This window comes from Planosporangium spinosum (assembly GCF_049999945.1).
GTDB lineage: Bacteria > Actinomycetota > Actinomycetes > Mycobacteriales > Micromonosporaceae > Planosporangium > Planosporangium spinosum.
In genome coordinates, this window is the sequence record NZ_JBLYUB010000045.1 from 19,104 (window position 1) to 37,571 (window position 18,468).

The 18,468-nt window shown below is 73.0% G+C and carries 13 protein-coding genes; 10 read left to right on the forward strand and 3 right to left on the reverse strand.

Translation table 11 applies throughout. The features are described 5' to 3' along the window. The first annotated feature begins 379 nt into the window (after window positions 1–379). The 5 genes from ACNTMW_RS32950 (at window position 380) to ACNTMW_RS32970 (ending at window position 5,815) form a co-directional block, all read left to right on the forward strand. Window positions 380–1,621 (forward strand): methyl-accepting chemotaxis protein, encoded by a 1,242-nt coding sequence (locus ACNTMW_RS32950; protein WP_426637973.1) that lies wholly within the window; start codon window positions 380–382, stop codon window positions 1,619–1,621. A gap of 428 nt (window positions 1,622–2,049) precedes the next feature. Then, complete coding sequence (locus tag ACNTMW_RS32955) at window positions 2,050–3,033, forward strand: methionine ABC transporter ATP-binding protein (protein ID WP_426637975.1); 984 nt, start codon at window positions 2,050–2,052, stop codon at window positions 3,031–3,033. Continuing rightward, window positions 3,030–3,686, forward strand: coding sequence for a methionine ABC transporter permease (locus ACNTMW_RS32960; protein WP_426637976.1), 657 nt, complete (start codon window positions 3,030–3,032; stop codon window positions 3,684–3,686). The genes ACNTMW_RS32955 and ACNTMW_RS32960 overlap by 4 nt, the downstream gene beginning before the upstream one ends. 47 nt (window positions 3,687–3,733) lie before the next feature. Further along, a complete protein-coding gene (locus ACNTMW_RS32965; RefSeq protein ID WP_426637977.1) occupies window positions 3,734–4,558 on the forward strand; it encodes a MetQ/NlpA family ABC transporter substrate-binding protein in 825 nt (274 codons plus the stop codon). Between the two features lie 114 nt (window positions 4,559–4,672). Beyond that, window positions 4,673–5,815, forward strand: coding sequence for a calcium:cation antiporter (locus tag ACNTMW_RS32970; RefSeq protein ID WP_426637978.1), 1,143 nt, complete (start codon window positions 4,673–4,675; stop codon window positions 5,813–5,815). A 213-nt stretch (window positions 5,816–6,028) separates the two neighbouring features. Here the strand turns inward: ACNTMW_RS32970 and ACNTMW_RS32975 are convergent, their stop codons facing one another. Then, window positions 6,029–7,234 carry a YihY/virulence factor BrkB family protein gene (locus tag ACNTMW_RS32975; RefSeq protein ID WP_426637979.1) on the reverse strand — a complete coding sequence of 402 codons (1,206 nt, stop codon included), beginning with the start codon at window positions 7,232–7,234 and terminating at the stop codon, window positions 6,029–6,031. A gap of 251 nt (window positions 7,235–7,485) precedes the next feature. On the opposite strand from ACNTMW_RS32975, the gene ACNTMW_RS32980 reads away from it, so the two are divergent. The 3 genes from ACNTMW_RS32980 to ACNTMW_RS32990 all read left to right on the forward strand — a co-directional run bounded on the left by ACNTMW_RS32980 (window position 7,486) and on the right by ACNTMW_RS32990 (window position 11,343). Then, complete coding sequence (locus ACNTMW_RS32980; protein WP_426637980.1) at window positions 7,486–8,850, forward strand: NAD(P)/FAD-dependent oxidoreductase; 1,365 nt, start codon at window positions 7,486–7,488, stop codon at window positions 8,848–8,850. 467 nt (window positions 8,851–9,317) lie between these two features. Further along, window positions 9,318–9,989, forward strand: coding sequence for a hypothetical protein (locus ACNTMW_RS32985; protein ID WP_426637981.1), 672 nt, complete (start codon window positions 9,318–9,320; stop codon window positions 9,987–9,989). 100 nt (window positions 9,990–10,089) lie between these two features. Then, window positions 10,090–11,343, forward strand: coding sequence for a M23 family metallopeptidase (locus tag ACNTMW_RS32990; RefSeq protein WP_426637982.1), 1,254 nt, complete (start codon window positions 10,090–10,092; stop codon window positions 11,341–11,343). 48 nt (window positions 11,344–11,391) lie between these two features. On the opposite strand, the gene ACNTMW_RS32995 is transcribed toward ACNTMW_RS32990, so the two are convergent. Next, window positions 11,392–13,365, reverse strand: coding sequence for a S9 family peptidase (locus tag ACNTMW_RS32995; protein WP_426637983.1), 1,974 nt, complete (start codon window positions 13,363–13,365; stop codon window positions 11,392–11,394). A gap of 402 nt (window positions 13,366–13,767) precedes the next feature. Here ACNTMW_RS32995 and ACNTMW_RS33000 point away from each other — a divergent pair, with 402 nt between their 5' ends. Beyond that, window positions 13,768–15,267, forward strand: a complete 1,500-nt coding sequence (locus tag ACNTMW_RS33000) for an MFS transporter (protein ID WP_426637984.1) — start codon at window positions 13,768–13,770, stop codon at window positions 15,265–15,267. A 66-nt stretch (window positions 15,268–15,333) separates the two neighbouring features. Here the strand turns inward: ACNTMW_RS33000 and ACNTMW_RS33005 are convergent, their stop codons facing one another. Further along, window positions 15,334–15,837, reverse strand: coding sequence for a MarR family winged helix-turn-helix transcriptional regulator (locus ACNTMW_RS33005; protein ID WP_426637985.1), 504 nt, complete (start codon window positions 15,835–15,837; stop codon window positions 15,334–15,336). Between the two features lie 4 nt (window positions 15,838–15,841). Between ACNTMW_RS33005 and ACNTMW_RS33010 the strand changes: the two genes are divergently transcribed. Beyond that, window positions 15,842–17,899, forward strand: coding sequence for an FUSC family protein (locus ACNTMW_RS33010; protein WP_426637986.1), 2,058 nt, complete (start codon window positions 15,842–15,844; stop codon window positions 17,897–17,899). Window positions 17,900–18,468: the final 569 nt, after the last annotated feature.

Consider the following 18,468-nt stretch of genomic DNA (forward strand, 5'->3'; position numbering starts at 1 on the left):
CACGGAACACCCGCGTGCCGACCACCGTCACGAAGGCCATGGCGGTGGGCGGTGCGGGCGGTACTACCGGGCGGGACGGGGCCGTTGACCTACCCCGGCGCCCACCCCGCTAACGGGCAGGTCGCGGAATTCTGGGCACCGGCCCGGGCAACGCCTGTCGGCGCCTCGGTGCATCGCCGCGACGGTCCGGGTGGCGACCGGTACACCCGCCGCGCGGGTTACCGGCGGCGACCGGGCGCACCTGCCCCGCGACGGTCCCGGCCGAGGGGCCGCAGCACCGTGCCGGGGATCCACATGATTCCGACAATCGGCCGACATCAGGAGATAGTCGAACGGACGGCTAAAAAGGACGTTAAGGGGATCAATCGCGGAGCCCGATATGTCTAAATTCATCGTGCGGGCGGTCTACGCCCCGGCGACGATGACGGAGGGTCGACACGTGGGCTTGGCGGTACGGCTGCGCCTGATGGTGGGGGGTGCGGTGGCCGCCTGCGTCGTGGCCATCGGCGTTCTCTTCGCGCTGGTGAACTCGGTGTCCACCGGCTACGAGGGCGTCCTCGCCGGCACGGTGCAGCAGCGCGACGACGCGCGGCTGATGCAGGCCGCCTTCCACGCGCAGGTACAGCAGTGGCAGGACATCCTGCTGCGCGGGTACAACCCGGCGGACCTGCAGAAGCACACCAACCAGTTCGCCGACCAGGAACGACTGGTCGACAACCTCGGCGCGAGGCTCGCCGAATCGGTCACCGATCCGACGATCGACGCCGAGATCCGGCAGTTCCTCGACCAGCACTCGGCGCTCGGCGCGAAGTACCGCAACGCGCTCGACGCCTTCGCCGCCGGGCGGGGCCTCGACGCCAGGTCGGCCGACGCTGCGGTCAGGGACGCCGACCGGGCGCCGGCCGACCTGCTCGACAAGATCGCCTTCGACCTCGACGCGCAGCGCGTCCGACTGGTCGCCGACCAGCAGCAACAGGTCACCCGGGCCCGTACCGCCATCCTCGCGATCGGGTCGGCGCTGATCGTGGGCATCCTGACCGGCCTGTACTTCGCGTCGCGGGGCATCGTCCGGCCGGTGAACGACGCCCGGGCCGTCCTCGGCCAGGTGGCCGGCGGCAACCTGGCGGTATCCATGGCCGGCAACTACGGAGGCGAGTTCGACGCCATCAAGGACTCGATCAACACCGCGGTCTCGGACCTCAACAACGGCCTGACCCGCGTCGTCGCGGGCGCCGACCGCATCGCCGAGACCTCCCGGTTCGTGGAGTCGGTGGGCGCCCAGCTCATCCAGTCGGCCCAGATCACCCGGGTCTCCCTCAACGTCATCGAGCAGACCGTCCGCGGCATCGACACGACGAACCAGCCGAGCCACCTGGCCCACCAGATCGACGAGGTCCGGCGCGCTCTCGACACGATGGCGGCGATCACCGACCGCAACCTCCGGGCCGCCGAGGACGCCAGCCGCGCCACCTACGAGCTACGCAGCAACTCCGACAACCTGCAACGGGTCGTGGCCGCCTACAATCTCCGCTCCAACGCCGAACTGCCCACCCGGGCCATCGGCCGAATCAGCTCGGTACGGGCGGTGGCCGCCATCTCCGCCGGCCCCGCACAACCCTGACCTGCCGGCGGCCGGACGCCGCCCGCCGCAGTCCCGCCGACGATCCACCGCAGTCCCGCCGACGATCCACCGCAGTCCCGACGCAGCCCCGCGCAGTCCCGCCGACGATCCGCGCAGTCCCGCCGCAGCCCCGCGCAATGTCGCAAACATTGCGGCTATCCCGCCACGGATAGCAGCAAAGATTGCGACATTGCGCGGATCATGGCATCGCTCAGCCGGCGACGTTCCCCAGATATCCCACCCGTTAAATATGTGATGCCGGCGACTCCGCGCTGCATATCACGGTTTACGCACGTTATCTTGATCGTCATGCACCGGAGTACGCGGCTCATTCGGCGCCGCTTCATCGACTACCTCCGGGTGTGTGGCGGCACCTGTTAGCGTCGGCGCGCGATGTACCTTTCGCCCCGATTTGACAGGAACTCTTGGTGATCCAGATCGAAGGCCTGCGCAAGGCCTACCACGCGCACGGACGTACGGTCGTCGCCGTCGACGGCGTCGACCTCGCCGTCAGTGAGGGCGAGGTGTACGGCGTGCTCGGGCGCAGCGGCGCCGGCAAGAGCACCCTGCTGCGCTGCGTCAACCTGCTGGAACGGCCGGATGCGGGCACGGTCACCGTCGACGGCGTCAACCTGGCCGCGCTGTCCGAGCGCCGGCTGCGCCGGCAGCGGCAGCGCATCGGCATGATCCACCAGCATTTCGCCCTGCTGTCGTCGCGCACCGTGGCCGGCAACGTCGCGTTCCCGCTGGAGGTCATGGGTGTTCCCCGCCGCGAACGGGCCGGTCGGGTGACCGAACTGCTCGACCTCGTCGGCCTGGCCGACCGGGCGCACGCCTACCCGGCTCAACTGTCCGGCGGCCAGAAGCAGCGCGTCGGAATCGCCCGCGCCCTCGCCGGGCGACCGACGGTGCTGCTGTCCGACGAGGCGACCTCCGCGCTCGACCCGGAGACGACCGCCTCGATCCTGGAACTGCTGCGCGACCTCAATCGGCGCCTCGGCCTGACGATCCTGCTGATCACCCACGAGATGGACGTGGTCAAGCGGATCTGCGACTCGGCCGCCGTGATGCGCGAGGGCCGGATCGTCGAGTCGGGTCGGGTACCCGACCTGCTCGCCCAGCCGGGTTCCGCGCTCGGCCGGGAGGTGTTCCCGCTGGGCCCCGTGCCGGACCTGCCCGGGACCACCGTCGTCGACGTGACGCTCACCGGAGCCGGCACCGGCCAGTCGTTCGTGGCCGACCTCGCGCGCCGGTACGACATCGAGGCCCGGATCATCGCCGGCACGATCGAGCCCCTCGCCGACGGGCCGGCCGGCCGGCTGCGCATCGCCCTGCCCGGGAACGCCGAGGCGAACGAGGCACCGCTGCGCCACCTGCGCGGTGCCGGGCTGACCGTGGAGATCGTGCGATGACCTGGTCCGAGATCGCCCCCCTGCTGTGGCAGGGCACCCGGGAGAGCGCTTACATGGTCGGCGTCGCCACGGCGCTGACCGCGGTCGGTGGCCTGCTGCTCGGCGTCCTGCTCGTCCTGACCGACCGGGGCGGCCTGCTCGCCGCCCGGCCGGTCAACCTGCTGCTCGGGCTCGTCGTCAACGTGGGCCGGTCGCTGCCGTTCGTCATCCTGCTGGTGGCGATCATCCCGTTCACCCGGGCGATCGTCGGGACGACCATCGGTACCGAGGCAGCCATCGTGCCGCTCACCGTCGGCGCGATCCCCTTCTTCGCCCGGATGGTCGAGACAGCAATCCGCGAGGTCGACCGCGACGTGGTCGCGGCGGCCCGGGCGATGGGTGCCTCCCCTGGCGAGATCGTCTTCAAGGTACTGCTGCGCGAGGCCCGGCCGGGTCTCGTGGCCGGCCTGACCATCACCGTCGTCGCGCTCGTCGGCTACTCCGCCATGGCCGGCGTGGTCGGTGGCGGTGGCCTGGGCGACCTGGCAATCCGCTACGGCTACCAGCGCTTCGAGAACACGATGATGATCGCCACCGTCGTGCTGCTCGTCGTGTTCGTGCAGCTCATCCAGACTCTGGGCGACATGGTCGTCCGGTGGTTGTCCCACAAGTAACACCCCGCGCGGGCGCCGCGCCCGCGCGAACTCCAGAGAGGTACACCGTGCGACGCACCATATCCGCCACCATCGCCGCCGCCGCGCTGATACTGGGCCTGGCCGCCTGTGGCTCGGGCAGCACCGACAACGCCAGCAGTAGCGCGGACGCCCCGCTCAAGGTCGGCGTCTCCCCCGTACCGCACGGCGAGATCCTCGCGTACGTCAAGAACAACCTCGCCGCCGCCGAGGGGTTGAAGCTCGACATCGTCGAGTTCAACGACTACGTGCAGCCCAACGCGGCGCTGGCGGACAAGAAGCTGGACGCCAACTACTTCCAGCACGTGCCGTACCTGGACTCCGAGAAGAAGGCCAAGGGCTACCCGTTCACCGCGCTCAAGCCGGTGCACATCGAGCCGCTCGGCGTGTACTCGAAGAAGATCAAGAATCTCGCCGACGTCCCGCAGGGCGGCGTGGTGGCCATCCCGAGCGACCCGTCCAACTCCGGGCGCGCGCTCAACCTGCTCGCCGCGAACGGCGTGATCAAGCTCAAGGACGGCGCCGGGGTGAACGCGACCCAGCGCGACATCGCCGACAACCCCAAGAAGCTCCAGTTCAAGGAGTTGGAGGCGGCCCAGTTGCCGCGCAGCCTCGACGACACCACGCTCTCGGTGATCAACGGCAACTACGCCATCCAGGCGGACCTCACGCCGTCCAAGGACGCCCTGGCGCTGGAGAGCGGCAAAGACAACCCGTACGCCAACCTCGTCGTGGTGCGCTCCGGCACCGAGAACGACCCGCGGATCGTGAAGCTCGAGAAGCTGCTGCACTCGCCGGAGGTCAAGAAGTTCATCGAGGACAAGTACCAGGGCTCGGTCGTCGCCGCGTTCTGAGCCGCCACCGGCGTACCGGCCCGACGCCCGGGCCGGTACGCCGCCGCCGGCCACGCCTGCGGAACGTCCGCCCCGCGCGTCGCGGCGTCCCACCGGCGCTCATAACGTGGTGGTATGGGGCTCACCGACCGGTTCCCGCTGCCGTGGTGGTCGCTCACGATACCCCCGGCGGCAGCCCTGATACTGGCCCTGGCCTGGGGCCGCCACCTCAGCGTCGGCCCGCTCCTCCTGGCCGACGCGGCGCTCGTGGCGGCGGTGGTCGCGGCGGTCCACCACGCGGAGGTCGTCGCGCACCGGGTCGGCGAGCCGTTCGGCACGCTCATCCTGGCCGTGGCGGTCACCGTAATCGAGGTGGGCCTGATCGTGATGCTCATGGCGTCCGGTGGTCCGGGAACGGCCTCGCTGGCCCGGGACACGGTCTTCTCCGCGTTCATGATCGTGTGCAACGGCGTGATCGGGCTGTGCCTGCTGGTCGGGGGGGTCCGGCACCGCGTGGTCACGTTCCGGATGCCCGGCACCGCCGGGGCCCTGGCCACGTTGACCGCCGTGGCGACGTTGGCGCTGGTCCTGCCGTCGTTCACGACCAGCACGCCCGGAAACACCTATTCCGACGCGCAGTTGGCCTTCGCCGGGATCGCGTCACTGGTGCTGTACGGGGTCTTCGTCTTCGTGCAGACCGTCCGGCACCGGGAGGCCTTCCTGCCGCTACCGGCCGGCAGCGGCGCCCCGGCCGGCAGCGGTCCCGACGCCGCGGTCGAGGGGACCGACACGGGCGAGCTCCACGCACCACCGCCGAGCCGACGGACCGCCCTGTTGAGCCTGGCGCTGCTGCTGGTGTGCCTGGTCGGCGTGGTGGGGCTGGCGAAGACCGTCGCCCCCTCGATCGAGTCTGGCGTCGCCGCCATCGGCGCGCCGCACACCGTCGTCGCGGTGTGCATCGCGCTCCTGGTCCTGCTGCCGGAGACCACCGCGGCCGTCCGCGCGGCCGCTGACAACCGGCTGCAGACCAGCCTCAACCTGGCCCTCGGCTCGGCACTGGCCAGCATCGGCCTGACCATCCCGACGATCGCCTTCACGTCGATCTTTGTGACCGGACGACGGCTGACGCTCGGCCTCGGCCCGAAGGAACTGGTGCTGCTCGCGCTGACCGTCGTCATCACCGTGCTCACGGTGGCGCCGGGCCGGTCCACCGTCCTGCAGGCCACCGTCCATCTGGCGATCTTCGTGGCCTTCCTCTTCCTGTCGTTCACGCCGTGACTCGCTGCGCTATACAGCCACGCGTCCACGGACACGGTGCCGCGCGTCCACGGACACGGTGCCGCGCGTCCACGGAGATGGTGCCGCGCGTCCACGGACACGGTGCCACGCGTCCACGGACACGGTGCCGCGCGTCCGCGCAGCGGTCACGCGAGGTGCCCGTCGAGGTGTGCCGGCGCCTGACCCGCCGCGGGGCGCGTCGGCCCCCGCTTCTCACCCGAGGTCGCTGTCGCGCCGCTCGGCGTCGTGGACCTTGCGGGTGTCACGTAGATCGATATAGGGCTCCCGGTCCGGCGGATGACCGGCCTGGGCTGCCCGACTGCGCTGCAACTCGGCGTCGAATTCGGCACCGAGCAGGATCGCGATGTTGGATATCCACAACCAGACCAGGAAGATGATCACACCGGCGAGGCTGCCGTACGTCTTGTTGTAGGAGCCGAAGTTGGCCACGTAGAGCGCGAATCCGGCGGAGGCGACCAGCCAGACGGCGACGGCGAGCAGGCCGCCCGGGGTGAGCCAGCGGAAGCCGCCCGACCGGGCGTTGGGCGCGACCCAGTACAGGACCGCGAACAGCAGGCTGACCAGGACGACCAGGACCGGCCACTTGACGATGTCCCAGACCCGTACGGCACCCGTGCCGAACCCCAGATGCTTGCCAAACTGCCCGGCCAGGGTGCCGGTGAACACCACCGACAGGGCGATCACGGCGAGGAAGACGACCATCAGGACGGTCACTCCGAGCCGGATCGGCAGGGTCTTCCACGTCGGGCGGCCCTCCGGTACGTCGTAGATCGAGTTGCAGGCGCGCATGAAAGCCCCGATGTACCCGGACGCCGACCACAGCGCGCCGACCAGGCCGATGACCGCGACCGCACCGGCGGTGGTCTGCTGGCCCCGCTCCAAGCTGGCGGCGGCGGACCGCAGCACCTCCCGGGCCGGTCCCGGGGCGACGCCGGTGACGCTGTTGATCAGAGCCGCGGTGGTACCGGGGCCGGTCAGCCGCAGCACGGAGATCAGCAGCAGCAGGCCCGGGAACATCGACAGCACGCCGTAGTAGGTGAGCGCGGCGGCCCAGTCCCCGAGGTTGTCGGACTGGAACTCCTTGGCCGTGCGTTTGAGCACCTCCCACCAGGACCTCTTCCCCAGCTCGGTCGGCCCGGACGGCCCCTGCTGGGCGGTCGGCCGCTCGGGTACCTGCTCGGCGCGCCGGTCCCGCTGGCGCGGTACGCGCGGCCGGTCGTCCGTGCGGTCCTCGGCGCGGCTGTCCGTGTGCTCCTCGGCGCTACTGTTCGTGCGGTCCTCGGCGCTACTGTCCGTGCGGTCCTCGGCGCGGTCGGCCGGTCGGCCCTCGGCGGGCGTCTCGTGGCGCGACCGGCGACTCCGGTCGGCGGCGCTCCGGTGGAGGATGCGGTGAGCCATGATCGTGAGTCCTCACCTCGACGGTGGCTCTCCGTCCACTACCCAACACCCACAGCGACATGCGCGGGCCGCCGTCACCGGCGGCCGGACCACCCGTCGCGGGTGAGGCACCCTACCGACGGTTACTGCAATGGTTACGACAGGTGACCTGATCGGAATGATCGCAGACGGGTGACCCGGCCGGGAGGAACCGTCATGACCTACTGTCCGGTGACCGCACGCGACGCGCACCGGCGCTGGGCACGTCTGCGATGCCCGCGCTGACCGGACGCAAGCCTCGCATCCTCGTCATCGGCGGGGGCCATCTCGGTCTGTACGCGGCCAAGCGGCTACAGGACCGGCTGCTACCCAAGGAAGCGGACCTGACACTGATCGACAGCCGGTCCTACATGACGTACGTGCCGCTGCTTCCGGAGGTCGCCGCGGCCACCGTCGAGCCCCGGCACGTGACGGTCCCGCTGCACCGGCTGCTCCCCCGGTTCCACATCTGCAGCGGCGATGTCATGACGCTGCGGCACGCCGACCGCACGGCCGAGGTACAGCTGGTCGACGGCCAGCACCGCCGGATCGAGTACGACCACCTGGTCATGGCACCCGGTTCGGTCTCCCAGACCACACCGATCCCCGGGCTCGCCGAACTGGCCGTCGGCTTCAAGACCCTCGGCGAGGCGGTCTTCCTGCGCAACCGCGTGATCACCCAACTGTCGCTGGCGGACTCCACGACCGACCCGCACATGCGGCGGCGGGCCCTGACGTTCGTGGTCGTCGGCGGCTGGTACGCGGGCGTCGAGGCGCTCGGCGAACTGTCGGACCTGTCGCAGACCGCCATCCAGGCGTTCCCCGAGTTGGACGCCGCGGAGCTGCGCTGGATCCTGGTCACCGCCGGCGACCGCATCCTGCCCGAGGTCAGCCCCGACCTCAGCGCGTACACCACGCGGCTGCTGCGCAGCCAGGGCATCGAGATCCGGCTCGGTACCACCATCGCCTCGTGCGTCGCCGGCCGGATCCGGTTCGGCCCCGGCCGCTACGCCGACGACCTCGTCGAGGCCAACACCCTGGTCTGGACGATCGGACTGCGGCCGCACCCGATTCTCGAGCACACCGACCTGCCCCGCGACGACCGGGGACAGCTGCCGGCCGACGCCTACCTGCGGGTGCGCGGGGTACCCGGGGCGTGGACCGGCGGCGACTGCGCGGCCGTACCGGATCTGACCAGCGACAATCCGAACGCGCTGTGCCCGCGCACCGCGGACCACGCGGAGCGACAGGCCCGCCGGCTCGCCGACAACCTCGTCGCCGAGATCCGGGGCCGGCGGCACAGCGGCCCGCCGAAGCCGTACGCGCACCGCCTCCCGATCACGGTCGTCGGCCTCGGCCGGCTCACAGGCGTGGCGCAGGTGTACGACGTGCGCCTGCGTGGGCGTCCGGCCTGGACCCTGCACCGCCTCTACCACTGGCTACGGTTGCCGAGCAGGCCGCGGAAGCTGCGGGTGCTCGTTGACTGGGCAGTGGACTCGCTGGTCCCACGCGACATCAGCGCCCTCGCCGAACTGGAGGAGCCGCGTAGGCCGTTGCAGGAGGCGGTCCGGGCCCCGTCGCTGGTCACCGAGCCTTGAGTGACGCTCCCGCCCGGTGGGCCCGGACACGGGCCGGTGGGTCGCTGGCGGTGCGCGTCGACGCGCGGGGCGGTACGACCGTCGCCGCCGCGCCGCCCCGGCATCGACGTCGGGGTACACCCGGACGAGTGACCGGAGGAATCGACGGTTCCGGGCACCGGCGGGCGCCGGCCGACTGGAGGAAGGCCGGCGCCCGCCACGGTCACCAGAGGCGCCTCCGCCGCCGCGCGGACCTGGCCCGCCGCCGTTCGTCGGCCTGGGCGACCAGCTCGCGCTGCCGCTGGCGCACGACGACCAGCAGGTCGTCGGGGTGGCTCAGCATCGTTCTTCCCCTTCGCTCGGAACCTACCCAAGCGTCACCCACGAGGGGTGCGCCCGCACCGGCAGCGGTGACGTATCCGCGGGCGCGACGTATACGTAGCCGGGCGGTCCGGTGATCTAGGTATGCCTATGGCTAGAGTGCCGGAATGTGGATCATGCGTGCCCTGCCGGCCCTGTCCGCCGGCACGGTCCTAGCCGGTACCGTGCTGGCCGGCGCGGCACCGGTGGCGGCGGCGCCGGTGGGCGTCGATGTCGTACCCGTGCTGACCTCGACCCCGTTCGGCGCGCCACCCGGCCAGGCGGTGACGCACACCATCACGCTGTCGAGCACCGGACCCGGAACCGTCGCGGCGGTACGGGTGACCTTCGCGACCACGGTGGAGCTCGACAGCGTCACGGCGACCGCCACCGCGGGAACCTGTCCCGTGGTCACGGCGCTGACGGTCGTCTGCGACCTCGGCGAGGTGGCGTTCTCCGACGCGAACCCGGCGCCGAAGGTGACGGTCGCCGGCATCGTCCACGCCGGCGGCGCGCCCGGCGCCGTGGTGCAGAACCTCGCCAACGTGACCCTGGGCGCGGTCGACGCGGACCCGGGTAACAACGTCGTGAGCAACGCGTACCTGGTGACCGGCGCGAGCACGGCACCGATCGGCGGGCCCCCGGGCGGCCCGGTGCCGGATGCCCGCCCGACCGCATCCGGCCGGGCATCCGGCATGTCCCAGGTGGGCACCGCGGAGCTGGTCATCGTCGCGGTACTCGCGCTGGCCGGCGGCGCCGCCGCGCTGCTGGTCGTCCGTCGCCGGCGGCGCCGCACCTGAACGGTGGATCCGGAGCCTATCGGCGGATACGGATGTGACACGCGGGGTACCCGCCTCGATATAGGTACGACGGACCCAACTGTGGCGAGAGGCGCTGGCAATGAGGCATTCACGATGGTGTACCGCCTGTGCGCTGTCGGCGGCGGTCACGGCCGCGCTGGTCACCTCGGCCACCGGCCGCGCCGACGCCGGGGCGGTACCCGGCCCGGCCGTGAGCCCCGGCCCCGGACTTGCCGGTCTGGTCAGCCCGCTGCTGCCCAGCCTCCCGCCACTGCCGGTGCCGCTGCCGGCCACCACCCGGCCGCCGGCGCTGCCGCCCCTGCCCGCCCTCCCCCTGCCCCCGGTCGGCACGCCTCCGGCGGTACGGCCGACGCCCGCCCCGGTCCCCGCCCCGCCGGCCGGCTCGCCCACCGGCGCGCGGGAGGCCGTGACCGGCCCCGCGGCCCCGCAACCGGGCCCGGCCGGTCCGGTACCCGCACCCCCGCAGGCGAGCGCCCAGGAGGCCACCACCGACAACGCGTCCGCCGTCATCGCCGCCGACCCCGGCGCCGACCTGTACCCGCAGCCGCCGGTCGATCCGGCGACCACGCCGCGGGCGCAGCTCATCGCGAAGCTCAACGAGGTGCAGCACCGGGTGCAGTACCTGCAGAACACGCTGGCCCGTACCCGCGCCGACCTCGCCATCGCCCAGCAGCGGCTCGGCGCCGTCCCGACGCTGATCACGTTCCTCACCGGACCGGCCACCGGCGCCGCGCCCACCACCGCGAACCCCGGCACCTCGGTCAACACGCCGGAGGGCCGGGTACTCGTCCTGACCTCGGCGGTCGCCGGTGGCCAGGCCGAACTCGACCGGCGGCAGGACGAGGTGCGGTCGCTCCAGCAGCAGGTCGCCAGCACCGTGCGGCAGGCCATGACGGCCGCCGTGGCGGTGGCGCCCGCGGCGCCGGCCGGGTACCGCGGCGGCAGGCTGCTGCGGCCCGTACCCGGCGCGGTCACCAGCCCGTTCGGCAACCGGTTCGACCCGTACTACCATGTCTGGCAGTTGCACGCCGGCCTCGACATCGGCGCGCCGGCCGGCACCCCGATCGTGGCCGCCGCGCCGGGCCGGGTCGTGCAGGCCGGGTGGTCGGGCGGGTACGGCAACTACACCTGCATCGAACACGGCCGGGTCGACGGGGAGCGGCTGACCACCTGCTACGGCCACCAGCAGGCGATCGGAGTCGCCGTCGGCCAGCAGGTCGGCGCCGGCCAGGTGATCGGCCGGGTCGGGTCGACCGGTGCCTCCACCGGTCCGCACCTACACTTCGAGGTACGCCTGGGCGGCCGGCCGGTGGACCCGGCGGCCTGGCTGTAGACCGGCCGGTGGACCCGGCGGCCTCGCTGTAGACCGGCCGGTCTACGGCTACGTGGCGCCGCCCGTGGACAGTTCCAGCCGTGGCACGTCCGGCGGGTCGAAGCCGAGGATCTGGCCGTAGAACGACAGTTCCGCCTCGTGCGCGGCGATGATCGACGACTGCTTGCGGAAGCCGTGCTGCTCGCCGTCGAACTCCACGTACGCGTGCGGGACGCCCCTGGCCGCCAGGGCGTCGCGGACCATCAGCGACTGCGACGGCGGCACCACCCGGTCGTCGGAGCCCTGCAACAGCAGCACCGGGCAGGACAGCCGGTCCACATGCGACAGCGGGGACCGCTCCACGTACCGCGCGCGGGCCCGCGGCAGCGGCCCGATCAGCCCGTCGAGGTAGTGCGACTCGAAGTCGTGGGTGTCGGCGGCGAACGACAGCGCGTCCGCCACGCCGAAGTAGGACACCCCGGCGGCGAAGACGTCGGTGGAGGTCACCGCCGCCAGGGTGGTCCAGCCGCCGGCCGAGCCGCCGCGGATCGCCAGCCGCGCCCCGTCGGCGTCACCCCGCTCCACCAGGGCCCGCACGGCGGCGACCGAATCCTCGACGTCGACGACGCCCCACCGGCCGGCGAGCAACTGCCGGTAGGCGCGGCCGTACCCGGCCGAGCCGCCGTAGTCGACGTCGACGACCCCGACGCCACGGCTGGTGAAGTACGCGACGTCAAGCGTGAGTACCGGCGACGCCTGCCCGGTCGGTCCGCCGTGGACGAACACGACGTACGGCGGCAGCTCGCCCTCCGGCGCCCGGGCCCGCGGATTGCGCGGCGGGTAGATGTGCGCGTACACCACCCGGCCGGCCGGACCGGGCAGCGCCTCCGAGCGCGGCTGCGGCAGGTACGCCGGGTCGGGCAGCCGATCCAGCGCGGGCCGCAGCCGCTCCACCGCCCCGGTGGCCGGCCGTACCCGGACCACGGTGAGCGGCTCCTGGCCGCTGCCGGCGACCCCGACGACGGCGTCCGCACCGACGCCGAGCGTGGACGACCAGACGGTGAAGGGAAGGTCGAGGTCGTCGAGGACGCCGGTGGCCGGGTCGAGGACGCCCAGGGCGTACGTGCCGGTGCCGTGCAGCACGGCGAGCCGGCCGTCGCCGAGCGGCGCGTACGACTGCCGGCCCAGCAGCCACAGCGGGAAGCCGAACTCCTCCTCCCGCACGCAGAGCGGCCGTACCTCGCCGCTGTCGATCCCGACCCGGTACAGGTTCCACCAGCCGCTGCGGTCAGACACCGCGTACAGGGTCCGCTCGTCGGCCCACTCCGGCTGCAGCACGGACTCCTCGGGGCCGCCGAGCAGCACCCGTACCGAGGTCGCCACGCCCGCGTCGAGGCGCGCGAGCCGCAGTTCGGTGCCGTCCCACGGCATCCGGGGATGGTCCCAGGCGATCCACGCCAGGTGGCTGCCGTCTGGCGACAGCCGGGGGAACGCGACGAAGTCGCTGCCGCCGGCCACCTCGCGGACCCGGCCGGCATCGGTGGCGGCGCTGCCGTCGAGCGGCACGGCGACGACGTGGCGGACCACCCGGCCGTCCCGGTGGGCCTCCCGGACGCAGAGCACCTCGCCCCGCGAGGCGTCGAGTACCGGGTCGGCGTAGCGCAGGGCACCCGGCCCGGCCGGCTGCGGGGTCAGCGGTCGCGGTTGTTGCGCGCCGTCGTCGAGCAGGTACAGCCGCTGGTCGTCCCAGTGCGCGAAGAGCAGCGACGGGCCCCGGCCGCCGGTGCCGGCGACCACCAGCCAGGCCCGGCCGCCGTACTCGTGCGCGCGGGTACGCGCCTGCCACGGCCGGGGCAGGACCTCCACCGTCGTACCGTCGCCACGACGGCGCAGCACGGTGGTCCGCCCGACCTCGCGCGGCCGGGTCTCGTCCCACCACACCTCGTCGCCGACCGCCGCGACGAACCCGATGGTCACACCCGAGTCGGCAAGGTCGGCCGCGCTGATCGGCGAGGGCCACTCGCCGTAGGGCAACTCCCGCACCTGCTCTCCCCTCGCCAGGCCCGTTCCCCGCCGCGCCTTCTCCCCTCGGCGGGACTTCGCCCGCCGGTGCGGGCTTCTCCCCGCGCCGTGTGGGACCGGACGGGGAGCGGATCCCGGCATCGTAGTGCACCGGTATCAGCCGTTCTATCCCTTGACAGTCGGCCGAACCGGCGAAACCACGTCGACGGTCGGGCGGGCCGGCGCACTCCCGCGATATATGCGCCGCGCGGACGCGATGTGATCGCTATCTTCTTCTGGGCTCGCCCTGCCCGCCGATAGGAACCGCGAACGGCTGCGGCATCGATCTCGGCGACGCCCCGTTCACCGCCGCCGACCGGCACGACGACAGTGCCCACCGGTACGACGACAGTGCCCACCGGCACGACGACAGTGAGGAAGCACGTGCCCCGTACCACCTCCGAAGGCCTCGCCGCGCCCGCGAGCCGACCGGACACCGCACCGCCCGATCCCCGCCGCTGGATCACGCTGGCGGTCATCGCGGTCGCGCAGCTCATGGTGGTGCTCGACGCCACCATCGTCAACATCGCCCTACCGCAGGCGCAGCGCGACCTGCACATCACCGACGCCGACCGGCAGTGGGTCGTCACCGCGTACACCCTGGCCTTCGGCGGCCTGCTGCTGCTCGGCGGCCGGATCGCCGACTACTGGGGGCGCAAGCGCGCGTTCGTGGTCGGTACCGTCGGGTTCGCGGTCGCGTCCGCACTGGGCGGCCTCGCCACCAACGGCGAGCTGCTGTTCGCCGCGCGGGCGCTGCAGGGCGCGTTCGGCGCGCTGCTGGCCCCGGCGTCGCTGGCCCTGCTGACCGTGCTGTTCACCGACGCGAAGGAGCGGGCCAAGGCCTTCGCGGTGTACGGCGCGATCGCCGGCGGCGGCTCGGCCGTGGGACTGCTGCTGGGCGGGGTGCTCACCGAGTACGCCGACTGGCGGTGGTGCCTGCTGGTCAACATCCCGATCGCGCTGATCGCGGTCGCGCTGGCGGTCCCGCTGGTGCACGAGAGCCGCGCACACGGCGACACCCGCTACGACATACCGGGCGCCGTCGTGGTGACCGCGGGGCTGGTGTCGCTGGTGTACGGCTTCACGAAGGCCGCCGAGGACGGCTGGGACGCCACCGCGACGCTCGGCTTCATCGCCGCCGGGGTGGTGCTGCTCGCCGTGTTCGTGGTCATCGAACTGCGCTCGTCGCACCCGCTGCTGCCGTTGCGGATCCTGCTCGACCGCAACCGCGGCGGCGCCTACCTCGCGTCGACGCTCACCGGCGCCGGTCTGTTCGGGGCGTTCCTGTTCATCACCTTCTACTTCCAGGTGGTGCTGCACTACACCCCGCTGAAGGCGGGCGTGGCGTCGCTGCCGGTGACCGCCGGCGTCATGGTGGCCGCGACGGTGGCCAGCCAGCTCATGCCGAAGGTCGGCCCGAAGTTGCCGATGGTCGCGGGTGGCCTGGTCGCCGCCGCGGCGATGCTCTACCTGACCCGGATCGGCGTGTCGACCAGCTTCGCCACGCATGTCCTGCCGGCCGAGCTGCTCCTCGGCCTCGGCCTCGGCCTCACCTTCGTCCCGCTGTCCAGCCTGGCCCTGGTCGGCGTGCCCGAGCACGACGCGGGCGCGGCCAGCGCCACGCTCAACGCCACCCAGCAGGTCGGCGGTTCGCTCGGGACCGCGCTGCTGAACACCGTCTACACCACGGCCGTCACCAGCTACCTCGCCGGACACCTGCCGCCGACGCCGCAGGTGCAGCTGGAGGGCCTGGTGCACGGGTACACCCGCGCCTTCGGGTGGGGCGCGGCCATCCTGGTCGCGTCGGCCCTGGTCGTCATCGTTCTGATCAACGTACGCAAGGACGACCTGCCCAGCCACGACGCTCCGGTACACGTCGGCTGACCCGATCCGGACCGAACAAGCCGCACCGCCCGGTACCCGACTCTCGGGTACCGGGCGGTACGGCGTTCACGGCGTGATGCGCGACAGCAGCGCGGTCAGGCCGCTCTGTTCGTCGGCACTGAGCCGCGACAGGGCCTGCCGTTCGGCCTGGAACACCTGCGGCAGCAGCGCGTCGAGGCGCTGCCGACCGTCCGGAGTCAACCGGATGAGCACCTTGCGGCGGTCCCGCGGCGCGGCGGTCCGGGTGATCCAGCCGTGCTCCTCCAGCGCGGCGAGCCGCTTGGTCGTGCCGGCCGCGGAGACCAGCGTCGACGCGGTCAGCTCGGCCGGGGTGACCCCGCCGGGGCCGAGCCGGCGGAGCACGCAGAGCAGGTCGAACTCCCCCCGGTTGAGCCCACCGGCGGCGATGAGGGATTCCGCCTCGGCGCGCACCCCGGCCGCCACCCGCTGGAGCGCGACGACCAGCGGCAGGTGGTCGGTGGGCAGGTCCGGGCGCACGGCCGCCCACTGCTCCCGCACCTGCTCGACGCCCACCGGTCGTACGCCGGTAAACGACTGGTGTACGTTCATATGAGTGAGCGTACCCCGTTACCGCCCGGACCCGTCACCCCGCACGAGCCTCCCCCGGCGTACCACCGGCGCGCTCCGCGCCCTGTCACGGGTCCGCGCCTTGTCACCGGTGCGCGCTGTCCGCCGGACGTCGACCGGGGTCCGCGCCACCGCCATCGCCATCCGGGCGGCGGCCCCGGCCCGGGTACGCGTTGCCGTACGCGCGATGCTGAGCATGACCCTGCCGCTGGCCATCGGTGTGGCCATCGGCCATCCGGGCTGGGGTGCCCTCGCCTCCGTCGGCGGTTTTGCCGGCTTCTACGGCGCCGACCTCCCGTACCGGTACCGCGGCCGGCTCGTCGCCGGCATCGGCGTCGGCATCACCCTCGGCGTCCTGCTCGGCGCCCTGACATCCACCCGGGGCTGGCTGGCCGCACCGGTAGCCGGGGTGGTCGCCGCGGTGGCCTCCCTGCTCTGCCAGGCCGCCGAGGTCCCGCCGCCCCGCGAGTACTTCATCGTGCTCGCCACCCTCAGCGCCACCGGCATCCCGGTCGACGCGCGCCAGGCGGTACTGCACACCGGCCTGACCGCCGTCGGCGCGGCGATCGGCTGGCTGGTCAGCATGTCACCGGCCATCGGCCGGTACCGTGCCCCGGAACACCGGGCGGTGCGGGCCGCGCTCGACGCCGTGGCGACGCTCCTGGCCCGTACCGGCCGGCCGGACGCCGGCCTCGCCCGTCACACCGCCGTGACCGCGGTGCGCCGGGCCCGCCGCGCCGCGATGCAGGGCGCGCTGCCCGCGGACCACCGGCTGACCCGCACGGTGACCGCCGTCGAGGACCTGCTCGAAGCGGCACTGCACGTCCAGTCGGAGGCGTCCGCCCCGCTCGACCCGCGCTGGGCCGCCGCCGTACGCTCCCTGGCCCCGGTGGTCACCGGCGGCACCGTCCCGGACCGGCCGCTGCCGGAGCCCGGCGCCACCGTCGGTGATGCGCCGCTGCGCGACGCCGTACGGAAGGTACGGGCGGCGCTCGGCGGCGCCGACACCGCGCGGGGCGAGGAGTTGGCCGGACTTCCCGCCTGGCCTGGAATCCTCCCCCAGGTGCGGGCGGCGGCCCGCTGGCAGTCGGTCATCCTCCCGGCCGCCGTCCGACTCGGCGTAGCGGTCGCGGTCGGCGCCGGCATCGGCCGGGCGCTCGGCCTGGCCAACTCGTACTGGGTCGGCCTCACCGCCGCCGCGGTACTGCTGGCCAGCAACTCCGCCGGTACGGTCCGCCGCTCGGTGCACCGGGTCGCCGGCAGCGTCGCCGGGGTGGCCCTCGCGTACGCCCTGCTGGCCGGGCACCCGCCATGGGTGGCGATCGTGGCGGGCATCGCCGTCTTCCAGTTCATCGCCGAGATGACCATCACCGCGAGCTACGGGATCGCGGTCGTCGGGATCACCGTGCTCGCACTGGTGCTGTTCCACATCGGCAGCCCCGGCGGCGACGTGAACGCCATGATCGGCGCCCGGCTCTCCGACACCGTGCTCGGGGCCGCCCTCGCCCTGGCGCTGCGGGCGGTCCTGTGGCCCCGCGCCACCGCCGCACGGCTGCCTCAGGTACAGGCCCGGACGCTACGGTCGGTCGACCGGGTCCTGGCGGCCCTGTGGCTCGCCGACCGGCAGGACCGGGTCGGCCACGGCGGTGACGGGGACGGCCTCGCCGACGAGCGCCGCCAGCTCCAGACACACCTCGTCACCCTGCGGGCGATACACACCGACGCCCTGGCCGACGACCGGTCCGCCACGCCCGACACCGACCTGCGCTGGCCGGTTACGGTCGCCATCGAGGAACTGGCCTTCCTGGCGCTGTCACTACCCCGGTCCCGGCCGGTTCCCCCCGCCGGCCTGGCCCGGACCTTCCGCGACGGCCTCGGCCGGATCTCCGTCGCCGTCGACGGGTACACGCCGGCACCGGCCGGTGCGCCGCCGAAACTGCCCGGCTATCCCCGTACCTCCGCAGCGGTCAGCACGCTCGCCACCGCCGTGGCCGACGCGGGGACGGCCGGACGGCGGGAGGCTGCCGGATCACCGGCTTCCTGAACCACGCGGGTCAGAGGTCTGGCCACACATGCTGTTCGAGGTATCGTCCACGGTCCGATCATGACGGGCGCGTACGACGGTTCGGCCCGCACCAGTCCGACGGGGCGCCCCGGAAAAGGCCGGGTGCCCGCTGCCCCCGTCGTGCCGGTTGTCCCCCATCCTGCGGTTGGCCCCCGTCGTGCCGGTTGCCTCCGCGCGCTGCCCGCTGCCCTGGGCCGCCCGTCCGGACGGCGCCCGGTGCGGCGTCGGCGCGGCGTCGGCGCGCCGAGATCCGCGCGATGTCGCGAACATTGCGGCTAGCCACGCGCCCGAGGCCGCAATGTTCGCGACATTGCGGTTCCTGGGGCGGCCGCGCCGCGGCGGTCACCCGGGTCCGGGTCCGGGGACGTGCCCGCGGGCCCGGGGTAACCGGGCCGGGGGTCCGCGACAATGCGCCCCGGGGCCGGGGTAACCGGGGCCGGATACGGGTCGAGGCCCACCCGGACGGGTGGGCCTCGACTCCGAAGATGTCCGGCGGCGTCCTACTCTCCCACACCCTCCCGGGTGCAGTACCATCGGCGCTGGAGGGC

Excerpts from the sequence above, each read along its gene's own strand:
- ACNTMW_RS32950 (WP_426637973.1), top strand. The coding sequence starts at position 380 with ATGTCTAAATTCATCGTGCGGGCGGTCTACGCCCCGGCGACGATGACG.
- ACNTMW_RS32960 (WP_426637976.1), top strand. The coding sequence starts at position 3,030 with ATGACCTGGTCCGAGATCGCCCCCCTGCTGTGGCAGGGCACCCGGGAG.
- ACNTMW_RS32970 (WP_426637978.1), top strand. The coding sequence starts at position 4,673 with ATGGGGCTCACCGACCGGTTCCCGCTGCCGTGGTGGTCGCTCACGATA.
- ACNTMW_RS32975 (WP_426637979.1), bottom strand. The coding sequence starts at position 7,234 with ATGGCTCACCGCATCCTCCACCGGAGCGCCGCCGACCGGAGTCGCCGG.
- ACNTMW_RS32980 (WP_426637980.1), top strand. The coding sequence starts at position 7,486 with ATGCCCGCGCTGACCGGACGCAAGCCTCGCATCCTCGTCATCGGCGGG.
- ACNTMW_RS32985 (WP_426637981.1), top strand. The coding sequence starts at position 9,318 with ATGTGGATCATGCGTGCCCTGCCGGCCCTGTCCGCCGGCACGGTCCTA.
- ACNTMW_RS32990 (WP_426637982.1), top strand. The coding sequence starts at position 10,090 with ATGAGGCATTCACGATGGTGTACCGCCTGTGCGCTGTCGGCGGCGGTC.
- ACNTMW_RS33005 (WP_426637985.1), bottom strand. The coding sequence starts at position 15,837 with ATGAACGTACACCAGTCGTTTACCGGCGTACGACCGGTGGGCGTCGAG.